The organism is Fusibacter sp. JL298sf-3 (assembly GCF_053842995.1).
In genome coordinates, this window is sequence record NZ_CM132608.1 from 2,052,533 (window position 1) to 2,072,812 (window position 20,280).

Below are 20,280 nucleotides of genomic sequence, written 5' to 3' on the forward strand. Positions count from 1 at the left end.
TCCTTTTTGTCTAGTAGCCCGTCGCCACTGTTATAGCATATATTCTATCAGCACCACTTTCGTAGAGCGCTTTTGCACATGCGTTAAGTGTTGCCCCCGTGGTATAGATATCGTCAATGATTACTATATTTTTACCCATTATTTTTGATTTACACGATTTTTTTACCTCAAAAGCACCTTTCAGTACCTGTTTGCGCTGGGCTCGATTCAGCAACTTGAGTTTACGCGTCGGTTTTACGCGCTTCAGAGCGCTGATGTACCGGAGCCCCTCTGTCTTAGAAAACGCCTTCGCCATCAGCGCCGCTTGGTTGTAGCCGCGCTTCAAAGTTCGGGTAAAATGACTGGGAACCGCCACAACGCAGTCGATGGCCTCATACAAATCATCGCCTTTATAAACTTCGGAAAGGCCCTCGACGATATAGGGCAGATGATACGTACGCCCGTGGTACTTCATTGCCATGAGCATCTTTTTAATCCCGCCGTCGTACTGGGCAAATGAACGGTGCCCGTTTAAATAAAAATACTGTTCTTGGCATTCTTTACACTTGTATTGATAAGCTCTATGCTGTTCATAGGCCTTTTCTATGGGCCTGCCACACAGGGAACACACCTCTGCGCCGTGTCCAATGCGCACGACGCTGTCTTCACATTGAGCACAAAGGTGCTGTTTTTGCTCACTATCGAGTTCATCATCGCAAATGAGGCAGGTGGCATAACGCGGGTACAACAGATCGACTATTTTTTTCACAGCATCATCTCCTTGTAAAGCAACAGTTTGTCTTTTAATCCCGTTCGTCGATTTTGTTCCTGATTGCGTGCAATCATCTCAGAGAGAGCGCCGCGATCCCCGACGAGTACCACCAGCGCTTTTGCCCTTGTAATCGCCGTGTAGAGAATGTTTCGGCTCATCAACATCGGGGGCCCGTAAAAAATGGGCATAATCACGGCTTTAAACTCGCTGCCCTGACTTTTATGCACTGTGACGGCATAAGCCAATACCAGTTCGTCCGCAGACGGAAAATCGTAGATGACCGACCGTTCCCCATCGAATAGGACGTGAACGCAGCGCTCGTTTTCATCAATGGCGGTGATAAAGCCGATGTCGCCGTTAAAAACACCCGTGCCCTCTTCGCCTAACGCCGTTTGCCACTCGAGATTGTAATTGTTTTTAATCTGCATGACTTTGTCCCCTTCGCGGAACAATTTTTTGCCGAAATGCCGTTCTTTTTTCTCTTTGTTAGCGGGGTTCAATACATTTTGAAGCATGTCGTTAAGGGCGTTAATCCCCGCCTCCGAATTTTTCATCGGCGAAAGAATTTGTATGTCTTCAATGGGGTTAAACCCATAGTATTCCGGAAGGCGTTTGCCGACGAGATTCTGAATCTCGGTTTTAATTGAAGCCGTTTTCGGTCGATTAATGAAGAAGAAATCTTTGTCCTGCTGGTTCAACAGCGGCGCTTCTCCTTGGTTGATGGCATGGGCGTTAACCGCTATCAAAGATGATTCCGATTGCCTAAAAATTTCGTCGAGAGCCACATTCGGTACCGTGTCGCTTCCGAGAATATCCTTTAGGACGGCGCCCGGTCCCACAGAGGGCAACTGATCTGAGTCGCCGACGAGAATCAAATGCGTCCCCGGCTTAACGGCGTCGAGCAGGCGGTACATCAAAACGATGTCCACCATAGAGATTTCGTCCACCACCACCACATCGCACATCAGGGGTTCGCTTTCGTTCTTAGCAAATTGATTTTCCCCTTGAAACTCCAAAAGCCGATGAATCGTCTTGGCCTCTCTAAGCGTTGCCTCAGACATGCGCTTTGCCGCTCTGCCCGTCGGTGCACATAAAACGACTTTTTGTCCTAACTGCTCGTAAGCGTGAATCATGGCATTGATTAACGTCGTCTTACCCGTCCCCGGTCCACCGGTGAGCACGAAAACCCCGGCGGATAAAGCCATTTCGAGAGCCGATTTTTGAAGTTCTGCCAAGAGGATGCCCTTGTCTTCCTCATAAGCTTTAATAAACTTAGTCGTATCGAATTTCGTCAGTGTTTTTACATCTCGCATCAAGTTGAACAGCTTCCCCGCCACCTGTTGCTCTGCGTAATACAAACTGGGCAAGTAGACGCGTTGAACCCCCTCTGCGTTTTCAAGGTACACGCCGCCTCTCACGGCCATGTCCCTAAGCTGCATCAACACCTCGTCCTGAGTGACTTGAAGCGTCAGAGCTGTTTGCTTTACAAGGGTTTCAGCAGTCATATACGTGTCCCCTGAAAGCGATGTTTTAGACAAAAGGTGCACCACCCCGGACTCTATCCGAAAAGGGGCGTGCATCTCAATCCCCATTCGCATGGCGATTTCGTCTGCTTGTTTAAAACCGAATCCCGGAATTTCCGCAGCCAACAAGTACGGGTTGTTCTGAACTTTCTCCACGCCTTCGAGACCAAATATCTTGTGAACCCGCATAGCGGCGTTTACTGTAAGGCCTAGGGACTGAAAATACATAATAAAATCCCTAAGTGCGTATGCTTCGTGATAGCTCATCACGATTTGTTCGAGCTTTTTATCGCCAATACCCGATATTTCAAGCAGTTTCTCAGGGGTCTTCTCAATGATTTCAAGTGAAGCTTCACCAAAGTGGTCGACGATGCTCTGCGCTGTCGACTCCCCAATTCCCGTTATGACACCGGAAGCTAAATACTTAAGAATTTCTTCGCGATCACTGGGCTTAACGTGCTCTACTCGATTGATTTTAATCTGCTCGCCGTAAAAGGGGTGCTCGTCCGTATCACCTTCTATGCGAAGTCGGTCGCCTTCCTTTACAAACGGCACGACCCCCTTTACACAGTGCACGTCGTCCAGCGTCTCTAGGTTCCCGATGACGTATCCGTTTTCTTCATTGTAATAGATAATATCTATCAGTATGCCTTCTACTACCATGTCGTCACCATCTTTTCTTCTGAATTACTTTCTATTATATAGGATTTTAAACGCTTTTCATATAGGCATCTCTCCATTTTGAAGCGGCATTCTTCTCTCTACACCAGTCGTAAAATTAAAAATAGGCGCAACGTATGAGATCATACGTGCGCCTATCGGCTCTTAAAATCGTATTAAACGTCGGCTTAAAGACCGGCTGCTTCTCTAAGTGCTGCCGCTTTATCCGTTCTTTCCCAAGGCAACTCGACATCGGTTCTACCGAAGTGACCGTATGCCGCCGTCTGCTTGTAGATAGGTCTTCTGAGATCGAGCTCTTTAATAATCGCGCCCGGTCTGAGGTCAAAGTGCTTTTCAACAAGTGATTCAATGAGCGCTTCATCCACTTTTGACGTACCAAAAGTCTCCACCATAATCGAAACGGGATGCGCTACGCCAATAGCGTAGGCCAGTTCGATTTCACAGCGATCCGCCAATCCGGCTGCGACGACGTTTTTCGCTACATAGCGTGCCGCATAAGCCGCTGAACGGTCGACCTTTGTAGGATCTTTTCCTGAAAATGCACCGCCGCCATGTCTCGCGTAACCGCCGTACGTATCGACAATAATCTTACGGCCTGTAAGACCGGCATCGCCCTGTGGCCCACCGATGACAAAACGACCTGTCGGGTTGACGAGGTAGCGCGTATTGTCTAACAACGCCGCCGGAATAATCGGCTCGATGACGTGCTTAATCAAATCCGCTTTGATTTGCTCTACTGATACGCGCTCAGAGTGCTGTGTCGATACCAGTACCGTATCGACGCGCACCGGTCTATCGTTTTCATCGTATTCCACCGTCACCTGAGTCTTCCCATCAGGTCGAAGGTAATCCAAAGTACCGTCTTTTCTCACTTCTGAGAGTCTTCTGGCCAGTTTGTGTGCAAGGGCAATTGGAAGCGGCATCAACTCAGGTGTTTCGTTACAAGCGTAGCCGAACATAATCCCTTGGTCGCCGGCGCCAACTGCTTCAACTGCGTCGTTCATTTCACCTGTTTTGCTCTCTAAAGCTTTGTCAACACCTAAAGCGATGTCGTCTGATTGCTTGTCTATAGCGACGATGACGCCACAAGTTTCCCCATCAAAACCGTATTTCGCTCTATCGTAACCAATTTCTTTAATGGTGTTTCTCACCGTCGACTGGATATCGACATAGCAGTTAGTTGTAATTTCACCTGCTATCAAAACGAGACCAGTGGTCACAGACGTTTCACAAGCCACCCTCGCATTTGGGTCCTGTGCAAAAATAGCATCTAAAATTGAATCGGAGATTTGGTCACAAATCTTATCAGGATGCCCTTCAGTTACCGATTCAGAAGTAAACAGTCTTCTTCTTCCCATCATACACCTCCATAAAATATGATTGACTTTAATAACAGTACACCTGTTGCGGCGTCTTTTACATAAAAAAAATACCTTTTCACTACAAGAAGAGGTATTTGCTCAACCTCATCTTTCAGATTCTTAAAATCTGTAGGATTTAGCACCGTGTGTCACCGGTTGCCGGACTTCATAGGGCCTATCCCTCCGTCGCTCTTGATAAGGAAATGTTTAGTTAAAATTACTAGGTAATCATAGCATAGTGCCCATGAGAAAGCAAGCACTTTTTTAGTGCATTGCGAGAAAATCAAACAAATTGTCGTAACTGCTGTTGATGAACGACAGCAGCAACGGATCGTCCATCTTCATTTCACAAATCCTAAAGAGACTCTTATCGTATACCCCATTTTCTGTGAAATAACCGTCGATTGCCTTGACATTTTCAGGGTCCAGACTGCAGATAATCAATTGTCCCGATTGGGAAAAGAAGTACATGCAGTAGACGTCGCCATTGAGAAAGTAAGGGTTTTCGCCCACGTGGTGATTGTCCCTATTGAACTCGATGTAAAGGCTGCCAAAGGCATAAGTTTGCTTCATCATCTCCGGATTGTCAAAGGCAAAACGCCTTTCAAAAAATGCGTCGTCCACATGACAAACCACCATGTGCTCCGGCTTGTTTAAATTAAACGCCGCCTCGATGCTGCTCATGCTGAGCGCCTCCGTCTTCCGCGCCTTAACGACCCGCATATGCGCCCTGTCCACCTCGATTTCACTCACCATCAGGGCGTATCGCTCGCCGATATCTACAATAGATTCTGCCGAGAACACTTCGATTTCCCCGCGCTTGCCCTTGAAACTGACGCTATTTTTTATCAAGGTTTGAGGCTGGGAGACGAGTTCAAAGGATTCATCCATATCAAACGCTTGGTAGAGTGGAAGCGTTGCGTTGTAATCGCATCCGACGACGCGCATCACCAAATAATTGATCAAAGCTTCAGGGCTGTTGATTTCAGGCGATAAATACCCGTACAGCGCCGCTTCTTCTTCAATTGTAAGCGATGCGTACAACGTGTGAAACTGCTCCTCAAACCATTCAAAGTCGACGAGCGCATCGAGGCACTCTTCGTCCACCACATAGGCAGATTTAATTAAAAAGACAAACGCTTCGTAGTCGATGGGGCGCATTTCGCCACCTAACCCGCCTGTAACGCCGAGTATCAGGACTTCCAGTTCGTCGGCTTTCGGTTCAATCAAATGATGAAAACCATCGATGCCATAACTTTCATAATCGAGGTGATAAATTTGAACGACTTCTCGCTTTGAAGTGTCTTCAAAATACGCCACGACCCCAACGACGCCCATTAGTCTCGTGTTGGTTGCCAACGCTCTCTTAAATGTCAAATGCGGTTTTTTTATAGATTCAAAATTCACGAATGGTTCACCTTTTCCAGTATCATTTGTTTCAGCGTTTCAAGACGCTTTTGTGTCTGTGCTCGATCGTCTCCGGCAATTGAAAAATAGACTTTTAACTTGGGTTCCGTGCCGGACGGTCTGAGGACTACCCACGAATGCGCATCTAAATAGTATTTGAGGACATTGGACTTCGGCAGGCCGGTTTCGTCTTCCATGTAGTCGATTTTACTTTCGTAATCGAACAATTTCTTTGTTCTGAATGTCGAGAGGACTTCTGCCATTTGCGCTTGTCCGGATTTCCCTTCAAATTTTATAGACACGGTTTCTTCTATATAGTAGCCGTGACGTCTGTACACTGCTTCGAGGACGTCGACAAGTGTCAGCCCTTTCTCCCTGTAATACGAGGCCATTTCAACGGCGATTAAAGTCCCCATAACGGCGTCTTTGTCTCTGACATGCGGCGCAAAAAGATAGCCAAAGCTCTCTTCGTAGCCCATGATAAAGCCTTCGGTATCCAGCTCAATCTGCTCGCCGATAAACTTAAAGCCCGTGAGCGTTTGCTTCAACGCAACGTTGTAATGTGCGGCCTGCGCCTTTGCTAGGTCAGAAGAGACAATGGTGTTGACCACATACTGCCTCGGGGTCAACCCCTCTCGACTCGAGAGCAGGTACTCCATAAACAGGCTGCCGATTTGATTGCCTGAAATCATTTGATAACCTGAGTTCGTCTTAACCATAAAGCCGATGCGGTCGCAATCGGGGTCTGTTGCCACAATAAGGTCGGCCGCTGACGTTGCGGCGACTTTTAGCGCCTCATCAAATGCGGCTTCAGACTCTGGATTGGGTTCTTGACAAGTTGGAAATTCACCATCTGGTGCCATCTGGGACGGCACGGGAATAAGCCCTTTGTAGCCTACGGCATCTAATACCTCTGTTACCGTTTGCCCACCGGTGCCGTGGAGCGGGGTGTACACTGTTTTCAACGTACTGTTCTTCAAAACCGCCGGTCTCTCTGAAACTTCCACCACCATTTCCCGATAGGGCACATCCACTTGTTCATCAATCATTTCCAATAAGTCAAACGCTTTCGCCTCTTCCTCTGAAAACAATTTGACACTTTCAAAATCTTCTATCCGCTGCACATGTTCCACCAGTTGGGTCGCCAAATGCGGCACCAACTGACAGCCGGTTTCGTCGTATACTTTGTAACCGTTGTATGCAGGTGGGTTGTGGCTCGCCGTAATCATTACACCGCCGAGACACTTCAAATGCCGAACGGCAAAAGACAGTTCCGGTGTGGTCCTCACGGCGGTAAACAAGTACGCTTTTATGCCGTTTGCAGCCATTACACGTGCAGTTTCCATTGCAAATTCAGGAGAATAGCGTCGACTGTCATAGGCGATGACGACAGCTTGCTCACTTTGAACCTGCTCTCTTCTTTCCAGAAGAAAATTGGCAAACCCCTGCGTTGCCTTCCGGACGACATACCGATTGATACGATTGCATCCGGCGCCGATAATCCCACGCATTCCAGCGGTTCCGAATTCGAGGTCTTTATAAAAGCGTTCGTCTATTTCCTCTGGTCTATCTGCTATCGCTTTCAACTCACTTCTAAAAGCGTCGTCAAAATAGGGATTGTTGAGCCATGCGTTGTAAATTGCCTTTGTGTCCATGCTTTTCTCCTTTCCTGCTTCTATTATAGCATATGCGTGCGGTCGTAATGCAACACGTTAAACAGTTGAAACAACTGCTGATTTTTGTACTTCTTTGTCAACAGAGAAGCGACCCCGCTCCCCCATCCGTCAACTTTTTTCTCCGGGTATGCTTCGTATGCAACGTGTACTGCGTCGACAAAAGCGTTGTAGTCGTAAAATTGCAGACGCTTTACTGAAAGCGCCTCCGCCATATATTCGTAAAACGACAAGACGATTTCCACATAAGAAGCGTACTTTTTTAGCCCAAGAAGATCCGCTAAAATCGGCAACACATCCTCAAACAAAAGGCGTTTGGGCATCTTCCCTTTTTTGAGAAACTGTTCTGCAACGCCGATGGCTTCAACCGAGAGCGTATTGAGCTGCGCAACCATTTCTGTTTCAGAAGGCACCGCTTCCACATAATAACGCTTGCTCTTTAAACGCTTTAAGACGCGCATGGCATCGTAATACCCCAGTTCGATGTTGTGTGCCGCCCGCTCTGAATCGACGCCTAGGGTATGCCCCAAATCTTCTGAAGGGATGATAAACTCTATCGGGACCAGATTAGGATTGTCGAGCTTTCTCAAACGGCCTCTTCCAAAAATACGAACGGCCAAAATCCGATCACACCCTTTTTTCAAGAGCAAATTAATCGGCAAATTGTCAAAAAAACAGCCGTCAATCATCGTCTTATCGTTGATTTTATCCAGTCTAAATGCCGGAAAACTCGCAGAAGCCATGACGTAGTCGTGCAGTTGTCCTTCGGGAATATCCTCAAGGTACACCTCAAGCGGCGTCAAATCCGTCAGTGCCAGTGTAACAAGTCCAAAGTCCATAGCAGAAGCTCTCAGTTTGGACTCGTCGAGATAAAGGCGCAACTTTTCTTTAAGGGGCGCCACATCCAGTCCACCTTTTCTTAAGGTTTCAATTAAAAATTCGCCGACACCACTGGTGTCATTTTTAAGATTAAACGAGAGGAGTTTTCGGATTTGTTCCGCATCGTCGTTCATCATATCTTCTATTTCTGTACTGCGCCAGAGCGACTCAAGCAATTTTAGTTCGCCTGCGGCTATAAACGCCCCGTTGATGGCGCCGATGGACGTGCCGACGACGACATCGGGTAAAATACCCATTTCATACATGGCCTTCATGGCACCGACTTGAAAAGACCCCTTGGCGCCGCCGCCTTCTAATGCTACTCCAATCATAATGCGCCTCCTTTGCATGGTTACAGAATATATTATTTATACCGTATTTTAAACACTTGTAAACACAAAAAGAACAGCCCGCAGCGCAGACCGTTCTCAGGGAACCTTATTCTAAATTATCCGGATCTTTTCTAAAGTAAAGACGTTCTGTTTTTTGTTTAACTTCTTCAATTTCGTCTTCGAAACTTCTGATTTTATTCAGCATTTTCTCCAGTTCATCTGCCGGTATATTGTAATAGAGAAACAAATCTTCGAATTTCTTCATCGCACTGTTGAGTTCTCTACTGAGGTTGATAAAATTCTCGATATTGTGACTGCGTAGCGCATTTTTAAACTGCTCCACGTCGATATCGATGATATCGATGATGTCCTGCTCCGTCTCAAACTCCTTGAGCGGCAGTGGGTAAGGTTTAATACGCTCTAAAAAGTAATTGCCCTTGCTGTTGACATTGTAAACGTACTGAATTTGAAAGCCGGCGATGTCAAAATCCACATAACACAGCTTACTGTTGACCACGTGTACTTTCGCACCCATTTGCTGAAGTTTCAGCGTGTGCGTCATAACTTCCGCATTGATTAATTTTCTCATAATTGCCCCCTACAGATAAAATACGGCCAAATAAACGCTGGAAATAATAATGCTCACAATCATAACAGGGAATCCCGTTTTCATATAGCGCATAAAAGTGAGTTCGTGTCCGTGCTTCTTTAGCATACCACTTACAATGACATTGGCTGAAGCACCGATGAGCGTGCCGTTGCCACCGAGACATGCGCCCAAGGCAAGTGCCCACCAAAGCGGTGTCACGTTCATCGCCGACATCTCTGAGATGCTCTTAATTAGAGGAATCATCGTCGCCACAAATGGAATATTATCTAAAAATGCCGATGCAATAGCCGATCCCCAGAGAATGAGCATGGTCGTTGCGAACAGGTTGCCGTTTGTCACGTCGAGGAGTTTGCCCGCCAAGAAATCGATGACACCGACTTCTTGAAGACCGCCGACGAGCACAAACAGTGCGGTAAAGAAGAAAATCGTCGGCCACTCCACTTCGAGAAGAATCTCTTCAGGGTCTTTTTTGCTAATGAGAAGTAGAAGTGACGCACCGAGCAATGCCACTGTCGCCGATTCATAGCCAAAGGTCTGGTGGAGTGCAAATCCCACAATGGTAATGGCTAGGACGACGATGCTCTTTTTCATGAGCACGCTGTCTTTAATAGCCAGTTTTTCATCGAGCGCCATAACGCGCGCTTTTTTATCTGCGCCAACTGCAAACATCTTACCGCTAAACAGCCGCATTAAGATGATCGTTACAAACATAATAACGACGACTACAGGGCCCAAATTTTTAATAAAGTCTACAAAACCAAGTCCTGTGGCACTGCCAATCATAATATTCGGCGGGTCACCAATTAGAGTCGCCGTTCCGCCGATATTCGCTGCGAATATCATGGGAATTAAAAAGGGAATAGGGTTCATTTCAAGTGTATCTGTAATGACAAGTGTAATCGGTACAATTAACAAAATCGTGGTTACATTGTCCAGTAACGCAGAGGAGATTGCTGTAATAATTGAAAAGAGCACGATGATTTTCCATGGGTCACCTTTGGCGAGCTTAGCCGCCTTAATGGCCACATAACCGAAAATACCACTCTTTTTCATAATGTTGACAATAATCATCATGCCAATTAAAAGTCCAATGGTGTTGAAATCGATATGATGCACCGCTGTTTCTTGGTCGATGACATTAAAAATCAACAGCAAAACAGCACCAAATAGCGCAATAGACGTGCGATTAATTTTTTCGGACATGATAATGACATAGGTCACTGTAAAAATCAGAATCGCCAATACAATGTGGTCAAAAAACATAGACTTACTCTCCTTAATTAAAACGCGTTAAACTGAGGAACGCCCCAGAACTTCGAAATACCAACTGATTGTCCATCGCTTGCCGGTGGAGAAGTATCGTCGTAGCTTTTCAGCCAAATACCGTAAAAGTGTGCTTCACTGCTCACGGGTTGCGCTGTGTTTCTGTCGTGCTCCAGTCCCCATGCAAAGGCACTTAAAAGCACAATCAAACATATCCCTTTTAGTAGACCTGATTTCAAAATAACCCCTTCTTCCTAAAAAATCTGTTTCACGTCTCGCTGACGTTATTATTATACGCCGATGTTTTTAGTTGTCAAGGGAAACTAATGTGTTTTTGTGCGCACAAAATTGCACAGAGAAAATCAAACTGTCCCTCTCTGCGCCCACCGAATTTATCGGGGAGAATCCTCGCGTAAATCGAGACAAAAAGAAAGCCACATCAAATGATGCGGCTGGTTTTTGTTAATCGTTTAAGCGTTCGACTAGCGAAGTGGCATCTGCTTTTTGTGCAGGCTCAGGCGCCTCATCTAAAGTATACGCTTTTTTCATATTTTTAAAAAGCATATCGGCGAGCCCTATCCCTCCGGCTGAACTGATTTCTTTGGACAGTTCTTCATCGAGCATTTTTTCAAAGGTCTCCCGTGCCATGCTCTTTTCGACAAACCCACTGCTCTTTGACGTCTGACGCATTTGGTTGAACAGTTTTTGTACAAAAAAGGACTCAAATGCTTCACAGGCACTCTTGAGTTCCTCTAAACTCTTTGCGTTTTCTATTGCCGTCTGAAAAGCGGCGCCATCTGTCGCTGTTTGAGGATTTGATTCAAAAACCTTCGATATGTTGGCACTTATTGCGCGTGTTTCCATAGCGACCTCCTAACCGTTAGCGTTTGAGATTGTTGGCAATTTCAAGCATTTTGTCTGCTGTCTGAATAGATTTTGAATTGATTTCATAAGCGCGCTCTGCAACAATTAAGTTGATCATTTCATCGACGATTTGAACGTTGCTCTGCTCGACAAATCCCTGCCAAACTTCTGTCTGGTCACCCTCTTCCAAACCTTCAACAGCCACACCTGAAGCCGGTGATTCCTTATACAGGTTTTTCCCCACGGCTTCGAGGCCGGCAGGGTTGACAAACTTACTGAGCGAAAGGGTTCCGATGTTCTCATAGGTCTCCTCCCCCTCGCGTTTTACCATCATCACGCCAGCGGCATCCACTGAGAAGTCCACCACGTTTTCACCAAGCAAGATGTTGCCGTCTTCCCCTTGGACAAAATAACCATCTGATGTTACCAATTGAGGGCCTTCGGGAGAAGCCGAAATTTTAAATGTCCCGTCTTTGGTGTACCGCGTGTTGCCGTTACCGTCAACAATCTTAAAGAAATGGTCGCCGTTAATGGCGAGGTCAAATGGTTGCTCCGTCTGCTGAAGGGTCCCCGTAATAAAACTTCTCAATGTCGCAGAAGTCATCACGCCGTGTCCAATTTCAATCGGCACCGGTCTACCTTCATCGGCAAGTTTTTCAGAAGATGTTAAGCGCTCGTACATGATGTCTTTAAATTCCACCCGTTGATTTTTAAAGCCCACGGTGTTGACGTTTGCCAAGTTGTTGGCGATTGTATCAATTTTAAGTTGGAGATTTTTCATCCCCGACGCTGCAGACCACATACCTTTCATTTCTTACCCCTCCTATACGCGGCCAACTTCGTTGACTGCTTTTCCTATGAGTTCGTCAATGGTCGTAATGACTTTCTGACTGGCCTCGTAATTTCGATTCATTTGAATAAGATTGATCATTTCCGTTATGGCGTCACTATTAGAGCGTTCGCTAAAGCCCTGCAATACTTCGCCTTCAAAAGGCGCCGCTTCTCCTGTCATATCGGCTTTAAGGGCAAAGAAATTGCCGCCGACTTTGTAGAGGTCGCCTGGGTTTGTAAAGTTCTCTATTTGTAGTTTGTCGGTGATTTCTCCATTTTGAATCACTTCGCCAAACGCATTCACTGCAAAATCACTGTCTTCAATAACAATTGGGCCACTTAAGCCCAAAACGGTATCCCCGTCTAAGGTAACCAGCTCGCCTGTGGGACTGGTTGTAAAAGTGCCGTTGCGCGTGTAGAGCGGTCCGCTTGCCGTATCAATTTTAAAGAATCCCTCGCCTTTAATAGCGATATCGTACGTGCTGTCGGTGCGCTCAAGCTGTCCCTGTTCATAGTTGACGAGAACATTTTGACGCTTGATGCCGGCACTCATCGTACCGATTGCCGACGGATGTATCGTGGACACGAGGTTGTCCACCTGAGTGCCGTCGACACTTACCGCACCGGTTTCATCGACATCAAAGGTTCCCTCACCCACGTAAATAGGCCCTTTGAGACCTAAGAGGAGATGACCTTTCAAGGGGTCGATGGTGCCGCCGATGTTCTTATACGCCGTTCTCAAATACCCGTCTTTGTCTTTGATGAACCTCAGGCTTTTATCGTAATGAATTCCGTTGTCTGTTTGTACTCTAAAAAAGCCCCTATCTGTCGAGACCTTTTTCTCCGTTCCGATGTCGCTGACTTCCACTTTGGAATTGCCGGCTTGAAAAGGCAGATTAGAACCGTTCATTCGGTAAAACAGTCGATTGTTGAAACTCTCGACCACCACTTCGTCCTTTTTAAAACCCGTGGTGTTTACATTGGCTAAGTTGTTGCTAATGACATCGAGTTTATGTGTATTTGTAACCATATTGGTGCCTGCTACGTACAGTCCTTTAATCATGCCGTCACTCCTTCTAAAATGGCTGAAACGTTATTATCACGTGTTATTTATCGTCCATTCACCACAAAATCTTTACCCTTTTTTTTAATTCTATCGGTTTTTGACGCAATACTTAACATAACATCTATTAACTTTTCCTATTGATTATATTACTACTGCTAATTGACCCTGTATATACACCTATGGTATATTTAAATGGGTAATCAATACCATACCCTTTATTAATTTCAATTTCCTCATTTTGGGAATGTCTATCGTCTAAGGCATTCTTCTTTTTTTGCAAAAATGCACTAAAGGGGACGGTTCTTTTGTGCCGCCCCCTTTGTCTATAGTTGACCAAAACCTCTATTTTCAATAATGCCAGCAACAGTTGTGCCTAGAACTCCTGTTAGACTGCCATAGCGCTGTCCACTCACCCTATCGCGCCATCATATGCAAGTTAAAAACCACTTACTCAGTCATTTCAACGGATTAAGAGGTTTTTAAACTTCCTAAAATGTCATATTTTAGTGTTTTCCGGCACAAAAGAACCGTCCCTGTTAAAACAATAGGCTCATATCGAGCGCTTTGACCGAATGCGTAAGCGCGCCAATTGAAATCACGTCGACCCCTGTTTGCGCCACCGTCTCTAAACGCTCTAAGGTCATATTGCCCGAAGCCTCCAAAATCACCTGCCCCTTTGTACGCTCTACAGCTGCACACATCTCATCATTGGTCATATTGTCCAGCATGACAATATCCGCACCGCTCTCAAGCGCCTCCTCCAGCTCGGCCAGCGTCGTCACCTCCACTTCGATTTTCACAGTGTGCCCCACTGTTCCCTTGACCTTCGCCACAGCGGACCGAATGCCCCCGGCTGCCCGAATATGGTTTTCCTTGAGCATCGCAGCATCGTAAAGCCCCATTCTATGGTTGTAACCACCGCCGGCTCTAACAGCAATTTTATCAAAGGCTCTCAAAAGCGGCGCCGTCTTGCGCGTGTCCACAATCGCCGTACCATAAGACTGGACGCAATCGACACAGGCGCGCGTCATCGTCGCAATGCCACTCATCCGCTGAATAAAATTCAGTGCCGTGCGCTCCCCCTTCAAAATAGCGCGTACATCGCCTTTAAGCGCCGCCACCTCTTCACCGGCTTCTACAGCGCAGCCCTCTCCCTTGTAAAAAACAATCTCAACCGCAGGGTCCAAAACCTTAAAAGTCTCCTCAAAAACAGCGCATCCCGCTAAAATCCCCTTACCCTTGGCCTTTAAAGTCGCTTGCACCTCCTGAGGCCCGTCAAAAAGAGCCTCTGTCGTGAGATCTCCGGTGTGCAAATCCTCTGCAAGTGCTGCTTCAATCCTCTTTTTGATCGTCATCATCCGCTCCCTTCTGCAATGCATCGTCTACAATCGCCTTCATTACCAACAGTGCATTCTCCTCTTCATAGGCGCTCTCATCAAAAAGCTTCTGAGGCTTTCCCGCTGCCATTAAGTCTTCAATCGTCTTCTGAGTTTCTATCAAAATCTCATGGTCTCTTTCTATCCCCAACGCGTGGTCGGCCAGTGCTCTCAGTTCTTCACGAGAGATGGCATACGCTGTACTCACAACACAGCTGGAAACCGGTGACGGCAGCCGGCTGATTGTGGCCTTTGCTTCTGTCACAACAGTTGACGCCAACCGCTTTGAAAACACGAAAATCTCAAGCAGCGAGTTGCTGGCGAGCCTATTGTCGCCGTGTACCCCTGTATGCGCACATTCGCCTACCGCGTAGAGCCCCGGCATCGACGTTCGACCGTCGACATCCACCTGAATGCCCCCCATTGCATAATGCATACACGGGACACAGGGAATAGGCGCCACTGCCGGATCAATCCCCTCACTTAAACAATGCGCGTAAATGGTTGGAAAGCGCTTTTCAAAAAAAGCCCTGTCGAGATGCGTGGCATCCAACCACACGTAAGGGCGCGTCTGTACTGCCAAACGCTCTAAAATCGCTTTAGAGACGACATCTCTAGGTGCCAGAGATGCCTTGGGATGTACGCCTTCCATAAAAGACCGACCGTTTTCGTCCACCAGACGGGCCCCCTCGCCTCGAACGGCTTCCGATATGAGAAAATGACGCTCGTCAATCGACTCAGAATAAAAACCCGTCGGATGGAATTGCGTCTTTGCCATTGCTTCAGTTTTGACACCTGCTCTAATAGCCATTGCCACGCCGTCGCCCATTAGTCCCACGGCATTGGTCGTATGTGTAAAAATATGGCCCAGCCCTCCTGTGGCCAAAACGACGGTGCGCCCCCTAAACACTTGCTGTACGCCGGTGTCGTCTCTGCCGACGACGCCGTGACAGCTTGCACCGTCTGCTAAAAGTGCCAGTGCGTGGACACCGACTCTATGCTCGATATTTGAGCGCTTTAAAACATGGGGGTATAGGGTATCCACAAGTGCTTTTCCCGTGTAATCCCCCACGCGCAAAATACGCGCCGTGGAATGAGCGCCCTCGAGGCCAAAGAGATACCCTTTTGTGCCTCTATCAAAGGTGACGCCATAGCGTATCACGAGTTCGTCAACCGCTTCTGAGGCCCCTTCTACCATAGTTGCCACTGCTGTGGCGCTGTTGGCATAATGGCCACAACGCATGGTGTCTGCAAAGTGATCGGCCGAGGTATCATGTGCCCCCACTGCAGCGGCAACACCGCCTTGAGCCAAATAACTGTTGGTGGCTTCATGCGTACCTTTGGAGAGCATCAGGACATCTAGGGATTCGGGAAGACCAAGTGCCGTCATAATCCCCGCTAAGCCACACCCCACAACGACGACATCCCAGACTTTATCCGCGTTCATAAGTCATCACTTCACTTCCAGCATACGCGAAATAGCCCCATAGGCGCGCGCGGACACTTCAGAATCTATTTCTATGGCATTTTCACCTGTTTTTAATACGTGGTAAACCGACGCCAAATCGGTTTTCTTCATATTGGGGCAAACCATGGCATCATCTAAAAGCACTATGGTTTTATCGGGATTCTGTGCGCGAATCGGTTCTATAACCCCCGCTTCCGTTCCGATGACAATCGTCGCCGCATCGATTTCTGAACACCGTTTGATTATTTGAGACGTACTTCCGATAAAGTCCGCCATCTCCAAGACTTCGCGTCGACATTCAGGATGCGCCATAACGTAAGCATCTGGGTAATCCAATTGGGTACGCGTCACCTCTTCACTCGTCATTCGGTGATGTGTCGGACAAAAACCGCGCCACGGCAAAATCCGTTTTTCCGGGACTTGTGTTTGAACATAGTGTGCCAAATTTTGATCGGGCACAAACACGATTTCATCAGCATCCAATGAGCGCACAATTTTTTCCGCATTGGAAGAGGTGCAACAAATCGTACTTTCCGCTTTCACTTCAGCAGGCGAGTTCACATAGCACACCACTTGGGCTTTCGGGTGCTTCGTCTTTTCTTCAATTAGCGCCTCTGCTGTTACCATGTCCGCCATTGGACAGCCCGCATCGAGCCTCGGCATCAAGACGACTTTGTCAGGGGATAAAATCTTAGCCGTCTCCCCCATAAAATAAACGCCACAAATGACCAAGACCTCGCTGTCACTACGCGCTGCTATACGCGCCATCTCCAGTGAGTCGCCGACAAAATCCGCCACGGCTTTAACCGATTCGCATTGATAATGGTGCGCCAAAATCAACGCGTTCTTTTCTTTTTTAAGTGTCTCAATTTCTCGAATCCAATCCATAACATACCTCACATCAATTTGTATATACATGTGTCTTGTCACATCATAGACACTATAACACTTAGGGTTTGGCCTGTCAATCAACTGCAAAAATTTTGCAAGACCAACATCACTGGACATATAAAAACCCCCTTACTGCGTAAGGGGGCGTGCTTTTACAAGTATTTTTTTCTTGAAATCGCCATGTTGTTCTTTTCGAGGACATCGATGGATTCCAGGCTCATCCCCGTACCTTTGGCTACGGAGCTCACCGCGTCTTCAGCGATATATGTCGGAATGCCCGTGCGCTTTTCAAGGACTTTGTTGAGACCATAGAGCAACGAACCGCCGCCGGTCATCACAATCCCTCTGGAACTGATGTCTGAAGCGAGTTCAGGCGGTGTCTTTTCGAGGACAAAGTGTACCGCATCACAAATTGAATTGACGCAATCTTCAAGTGCTTCGTGCATTTCTTCACTGGAGATGGAGATGTTTTTCGGAAGACCTGTGATTAAGTCTCGGCCACGGCAATCCATGCGCACCGATTTGGCTCTTGGGTACGCCGTTCCGATGTTGATTTTCAACTCTTCTGCAGTGCGCTCACCGATTAACAAGTTGTGTGTTTTTCTCAGGTATTTGATGATGGCATCATCGAATTTGTCACCTGCTACTTTAATTGACGTGCTGACGACAATCCCCGAAAGCGAAATTACCGCAATATCGGAAGTACCGCCACCGATGTCGATGATCATATTGCCATCGGGCTTGCTGATATCCAGTCCGGCACCGATAGCCGCTGCAATGGGCTCTTCAATCAGAAAAGTTTTACCGCCGCCGGCCTCCGTCGTCGCATCGACCACAGCGCGCTTTTCAACCTCTGTCACCCCGCTAGGGACGCAGATGATGATTTTGGGCTTAAAGAGTCTTCTTCTGCCGCAAGTCTTATTGATAAAATATCTGAGCATGCGCTCTGTCACATCGTAATCTGAAATAACGCCGTCTTTCAGCGGTCGAATTGCGACGATGTTCCCCGGGGTACGCCCGAGCATCTTTCGCGCTTCATTACCCACTGCTAAGACGCGGTCTGTATTTTTGTCGATGGCAACCACCGACGGCTCTCTCAATACAATGCCCTTGCCTTTTATATAAACCAGTACACTAGCTGTACCGAGGTCAATACCGATTTCAGCACCAAATCCCATGTTCACTCCATCCTTCCACGTCTACTATCGACGACTATTCGTCCACTCTCTCAATTCTCGCCCCCAGTGCGACGAGATCCTTTTCAATTTGAGGATACCCTCTGTCAATATGGTGAATTTCAGAAACTTCTGTTACACCTTCTGCTATAAGACCTGCAAGTACCAGTGCAGCGCCTGCTCTTAAATCTGTCGCTTTGACTTGAGCGCCTTGTAGGTAAGGAATGCCCTGTATCACGGCGCTGTGACCTTCAATTTTAATGTTGGCACCCATTCGGTTGATTTCTGCAACATGTCTAAAGCGGTTTTCAAAAACCGTTTCGTTGATAACGCTGGTACCTGAAGCCACCGAAAGGAGCGCCATAAATTGCGCTTGGGCATCTGTTGGAAAACCCGGGTACGGCAACGTCGTAATGTCGACAGACTTCAGTCGCCCGTTGCCGATGACGCGGATCACATCGTCCTCGTCTTCTACAGTTGCACCCATTTCTCTGAGTTTTGCCGCAATCGGCTTGATGTGACTCGACACCACGTTCTCTATGGTGATATCGCCTTGTGTCATCGCCGCTGCCACCATGTAAGTCGCTGTAATAATGCGATCGGGAATGGTCTGGTGTTTTGCCCCCGTCAAGCGTTCGACACCTTTGACGCGGATGGTATCGGTGCCTGCGCCTTTGACATTGGCACCCATTTCATTAAGGAAGTTCGCGAGGTCGATAATCTCAGGCTCTTTTGCCGCGTTTTGAATAAGTGTCGTGCCCTTGGCAAGCGTCGCAGCCATCATAATGTTCTCCGTCGCGCCGACACTTGGGAAATCGAGATAAATTTCCGCACCGGTCAAACCGTTGTCGGCTTTTGCTTCAATGTACCCGTGACCGAGGTTCACCTGTGCACCTAGTGCCTGGAAACCCTTCAAGTGAAGATCAATCGGTCTAGCGCCGATGGCACAGCCCCCGGGCATCGATACTTTTGCCACACCTTTTCTCGCTAAAAGCGGTCCAAGTACCACAAAAGACGCACGCATCTTTTGAATCAGTTCATAAGGCGCTTCACACGCCAGCGTCTCTGCCGGTTCTGTTCGAACCACTTCCCTTTCTTTGTCGTACTCTACTTTTAACCCAAGTGCCTCGAGCAATGTAATCATCACTTCGACATCCAACAATGCGGGCACACTTTCAATCGTACAAGACTCCTCAGACAATATAGAAGCGGCTAATAACTTTAGCACGGAATTTTTTGCACCGTTAACTCGGACAGTCCCTTTGAGCGGACCGCTTTTATGAACCAATAATTTTGACAAATCTTTATCCTCCATTCAAAACTGCTAAGCAACGCCCTCCGGCTTAGAGGCCTGTTGCTCAATTACAGAAATTGCTTAGAAACAATTTCCCCCTCGCGTATCTAAAATCTTAGTTGTATATCAGCAATTTCATTTCTTTAAGTATGATTTTGTAAACATGTTAAAACATCATTCTTTCTATATTATATAGAAAAAAAGCTTCATGTTCCACAACAAATTACAAATTTCAAAAGTTTTCGTAACGTTCCTCTTATAACATACACGAAAGTTTGAATTTTTCAAGCCCTAATGCATCTTTTTCACAAAAATGTCACATGGTCTGTACAGCTCCATAGGCACGATACACTGGTGACAAACACCTGATTAAAAAAAAAGAACGCCGCTTCCACAGGGGAATGGCGTTCTCCAATTACATTTTTAGTTCTCTCAAGCGAATGCGGTTAATCGCGCGCTCAAGCGCCGCTCTGGCTCTTAGCAAATCGACTTCTTTCGGGCTTTCTTTTCGAATGCGCTGTTCCGCACGTTCTTTGGCGCGAAGTGCACGCTCGAGATCGATTTCGTCAACCCATTCAGCTGAATCGACAATCACCTTGACCCCCGATTGGTCGACGGTGACAAAACCGGACGAACAAGCTGCCCACTTGAAGTTGCCGCTGTCGTCTTTTACGCGAAGGCTGCCGATTTTAAGGGGGGCTACAAGTGGTTCGTGGTCATATAAAATTCCCGTGTCGCCTTCTGTTGTCCGCACAATGACCATCGGTGTTTCATCGCTGTACATAACGCGGTCTGGCGTCACCACTTCGAGCATGAATTTTTTGCCCATCTGCGC

General features: G+C 47.1%; 18 protein-coding genes and 1 riboswitch. All 18 genes read right to left on the reverse strand.

The features are described 5' to 3' along the window. Positions 1–10: 10 nt before the first annotated feature. Positions 11–748, reverse strand: a complete 738-nt coding sequence (locus ACR6HW_RS09785; RefSeq protein WP_455727549.1) for a ComF family protein — start codon at positions 746–748, stop codon at positions 11–13. Beyond that, a complete protein-coding gene (recD2, locus tag ACR6HW_RS09790) occupies positions 745–2,937 on the reverse strand; it encodes an SF1B family DNA helicase RecD2 (protein WP_455727550.1) in 2,193 nt (730 codons plus the stop codon). Before recD2 ends, ACR6HW_RS09785 begins: the two co-directional genes overlap by 4 nt. 185 nt (positions 2,938–3,122) lie before the next feature. Further along, positions 3,123–4,313, reverse strand: a complete 1,191-nt coding sequence (gene metK / locus ACR6HW_RS09795; RefSeq protein WP_455727551.1) for a methionine adenosyltransferase — start codon at positions 4,311–4,313, stop codon at positions 3,123–3,125. Positions 4,314–4,418: 105 nt separating this feature from the next. After that, a riboswitch (SAM riboswitch) is annotated at positions 4,419–4,518 on the reverse strand. Between the two features lie 62 nt (positions 4,519–4,580). Continuing rightward, on the reverse strand, positions 4,581–5,723 hold the full coding sequence (locus ACR6HW_RS09800; RefSeq protein WP_455727552.1) for a hypothetical protein: 1,143 nt from the start codon (positions 5,721–5,723) through the stop codon (positions 4,581–4,583). Beyond that, on the reverse strand, positions 5,720–7,378 hold the full coding sequence (locus tag ACR6HW_RS09805; protein ID WP_455727553.1) for a phospho-sugar mutase: 1,659 nt from the start codon (positions 7,376–7,378) through the stop codon (positions 5,720–5,722). Before ACR6HW_RS09805 ends, ACR6HW_RS09800 begins: the two co-directional genes overlap by 4 nt. Positions 7,379–7,401: 23 nt before the next feature. Continuing rightward, positions 7,402–8,607, reverse strand: a complete 1,206-nt coding sequence (locus ACR6HW_RS09810) for a patatin-like phospholipase family protein (protein ID WP_455727554.1) — start codon at positions 8,605–8,607, stop codon at positions 7,402–7,404. Between the two features lie 106 nt (positions 8,608–8,713). Further along, entirely contained in the window at positions 8,714–9,196 is a 483-nt protein-coding gene (locus tag ACR6HW_RS09815; RefSeq protein WP_455727555.1) for a hypothetical protein, read from the reverse strand. A 9-nt stretch (positions 9,197–9,205) separates the two neighbouring features. Beyond that, entirely contained in the window at positions 9,206–10,480 is a 1,275-nt protein-coding gene (locus ACR6HW_RS09820) for an ArsB/NhaD family transporter (protein ID WP_455727556.1), read from the reverse strand. Between the two features lie 17 nt (positions 10,481–10,497). Further along, positions 10,498–10,719 (reverse strand): hypothetical protein, encoded by a 222-nt coding sequence (locus tag ACR6HW_RS09825; RefSeq protein ID WP_455727557.1) that lies wholly within the window; start codon positions 10,717–10,719, stop codon positions 10,498–10,500. 223 nt (positions 10,720–10,942) lie between these two features. Next, a complete protein-coding gene (locus ACR6HW_RS09830; RefSeq protein WP_455727558.1) occupies positions 10,943–11,344 on the reverse strand; it encodes a rod-binding protein in 402 nt (133 codons plus the stop codon). Positions 11,345–11,360: 16 nt separating this feature from the next. Next, positions 11,361–12,155, reverse strand: a complete 795-nt coding sequence (gene flgG, locus ACR6HW_RS09835; protein ID WP_455727559.1) for a flagellar basal-body rod protein FlgG — start codon at positions 12,153–12,155, stop codon at positions 11,361–11,363. A 12-nt stretch (positions 12,156–12,167) separates the two neighbouring features. Continuing rightward, a complete protein-coding gene (locus ACR6HW_RS09840; RefSeq protein ID WP_455727560.1) occupies positions 12,168–13,238 on the reverse strand; it encodes a flagellar basal body rod C-terminal domain-containing protein in 1,071 nt (356 codons plus the stop codon). A 539-nt stretch (positions 13,239–13,777) separates the two neighbouring features. Further along, on the reverse strand, positions 13,778–14,599 hold the full coding sequence (gene nadC, locus ACR6HW_RS09845; protein WP_455727561.1) for a carboxylating nicotinate-nucleotide diphosphorylase: 822 nt from the start codon (positions 14,597–14,599) through the stop codon (positions 13,778–13,780). Beyond that, on the reverse strand, positions 14,574–16,064 hold the full coding sequence (locus ACR6HW_RS09850; protein WP_455727562.1) for an L-aspartate oxidase: 1,491 nt from the start codon (positions 16,062–16,064) through the stop codon (positions 14,574–14,576). The genes nadC and ACR6HW_RS09850 overlap by 26 nt, the downstream gene beginning before the upstream one ends. 6 nt (positions 16,065–16,070) lie before the next feature. Then, positions 16,071–16,973, reverse strand: coding sequence for a quinolinate synthase NadA (gene nadA, locus ACR6HW_RS09855; protein ID WP_455727563.1), 903 nt, complete (start codon positions 16,971–16,973; stop codon positions 16,071–16,073). Between the two features lie 155 nt (positions 16,974–17,128). Further along, complete coding sequence (gene mreB / locus ACR6HW_RS09860; RefSeq protein ID WP_455727564.1) at positions 17,129–18,154, reverse strand: rod shape-determining protein; 1,026 nt, start codon at positions 18,152–18,154, stop codon at positions 17,129–17,131. A gap of 34 nt (positions 18,155–18,188) precedes the next feature. Beyond that, the gene (gene murA, locus ACR6HW_RS09865; protein WP_455727565.1) at positions 18,189–19,451 is read right to left on the reverse strand and encodes a UDP-N-acetylglucosamine 1-carboxyvinyltransferase; all 1,263 of its coding nucleotides are present in this window, start codon (positions 19,449–19,451) and stop codon (positions 18,189–18,191) included. 409 nt (positions 19,452–19,860) lie between these two features. Next, positions 19,861–20,274, reverse strand: coding sequence for a F0F1 ATP synthase subunit epsilon (locus tag ACR6HW_RS09870; RefSeq protein ID WP_455727566.1), 414 nt, complete (start codon positions 20,272–20,274; stop codon positions 19,861–19,863). Between the last annotated feature and the right edge of the window lie 6 nt (positions 20,275–20,280).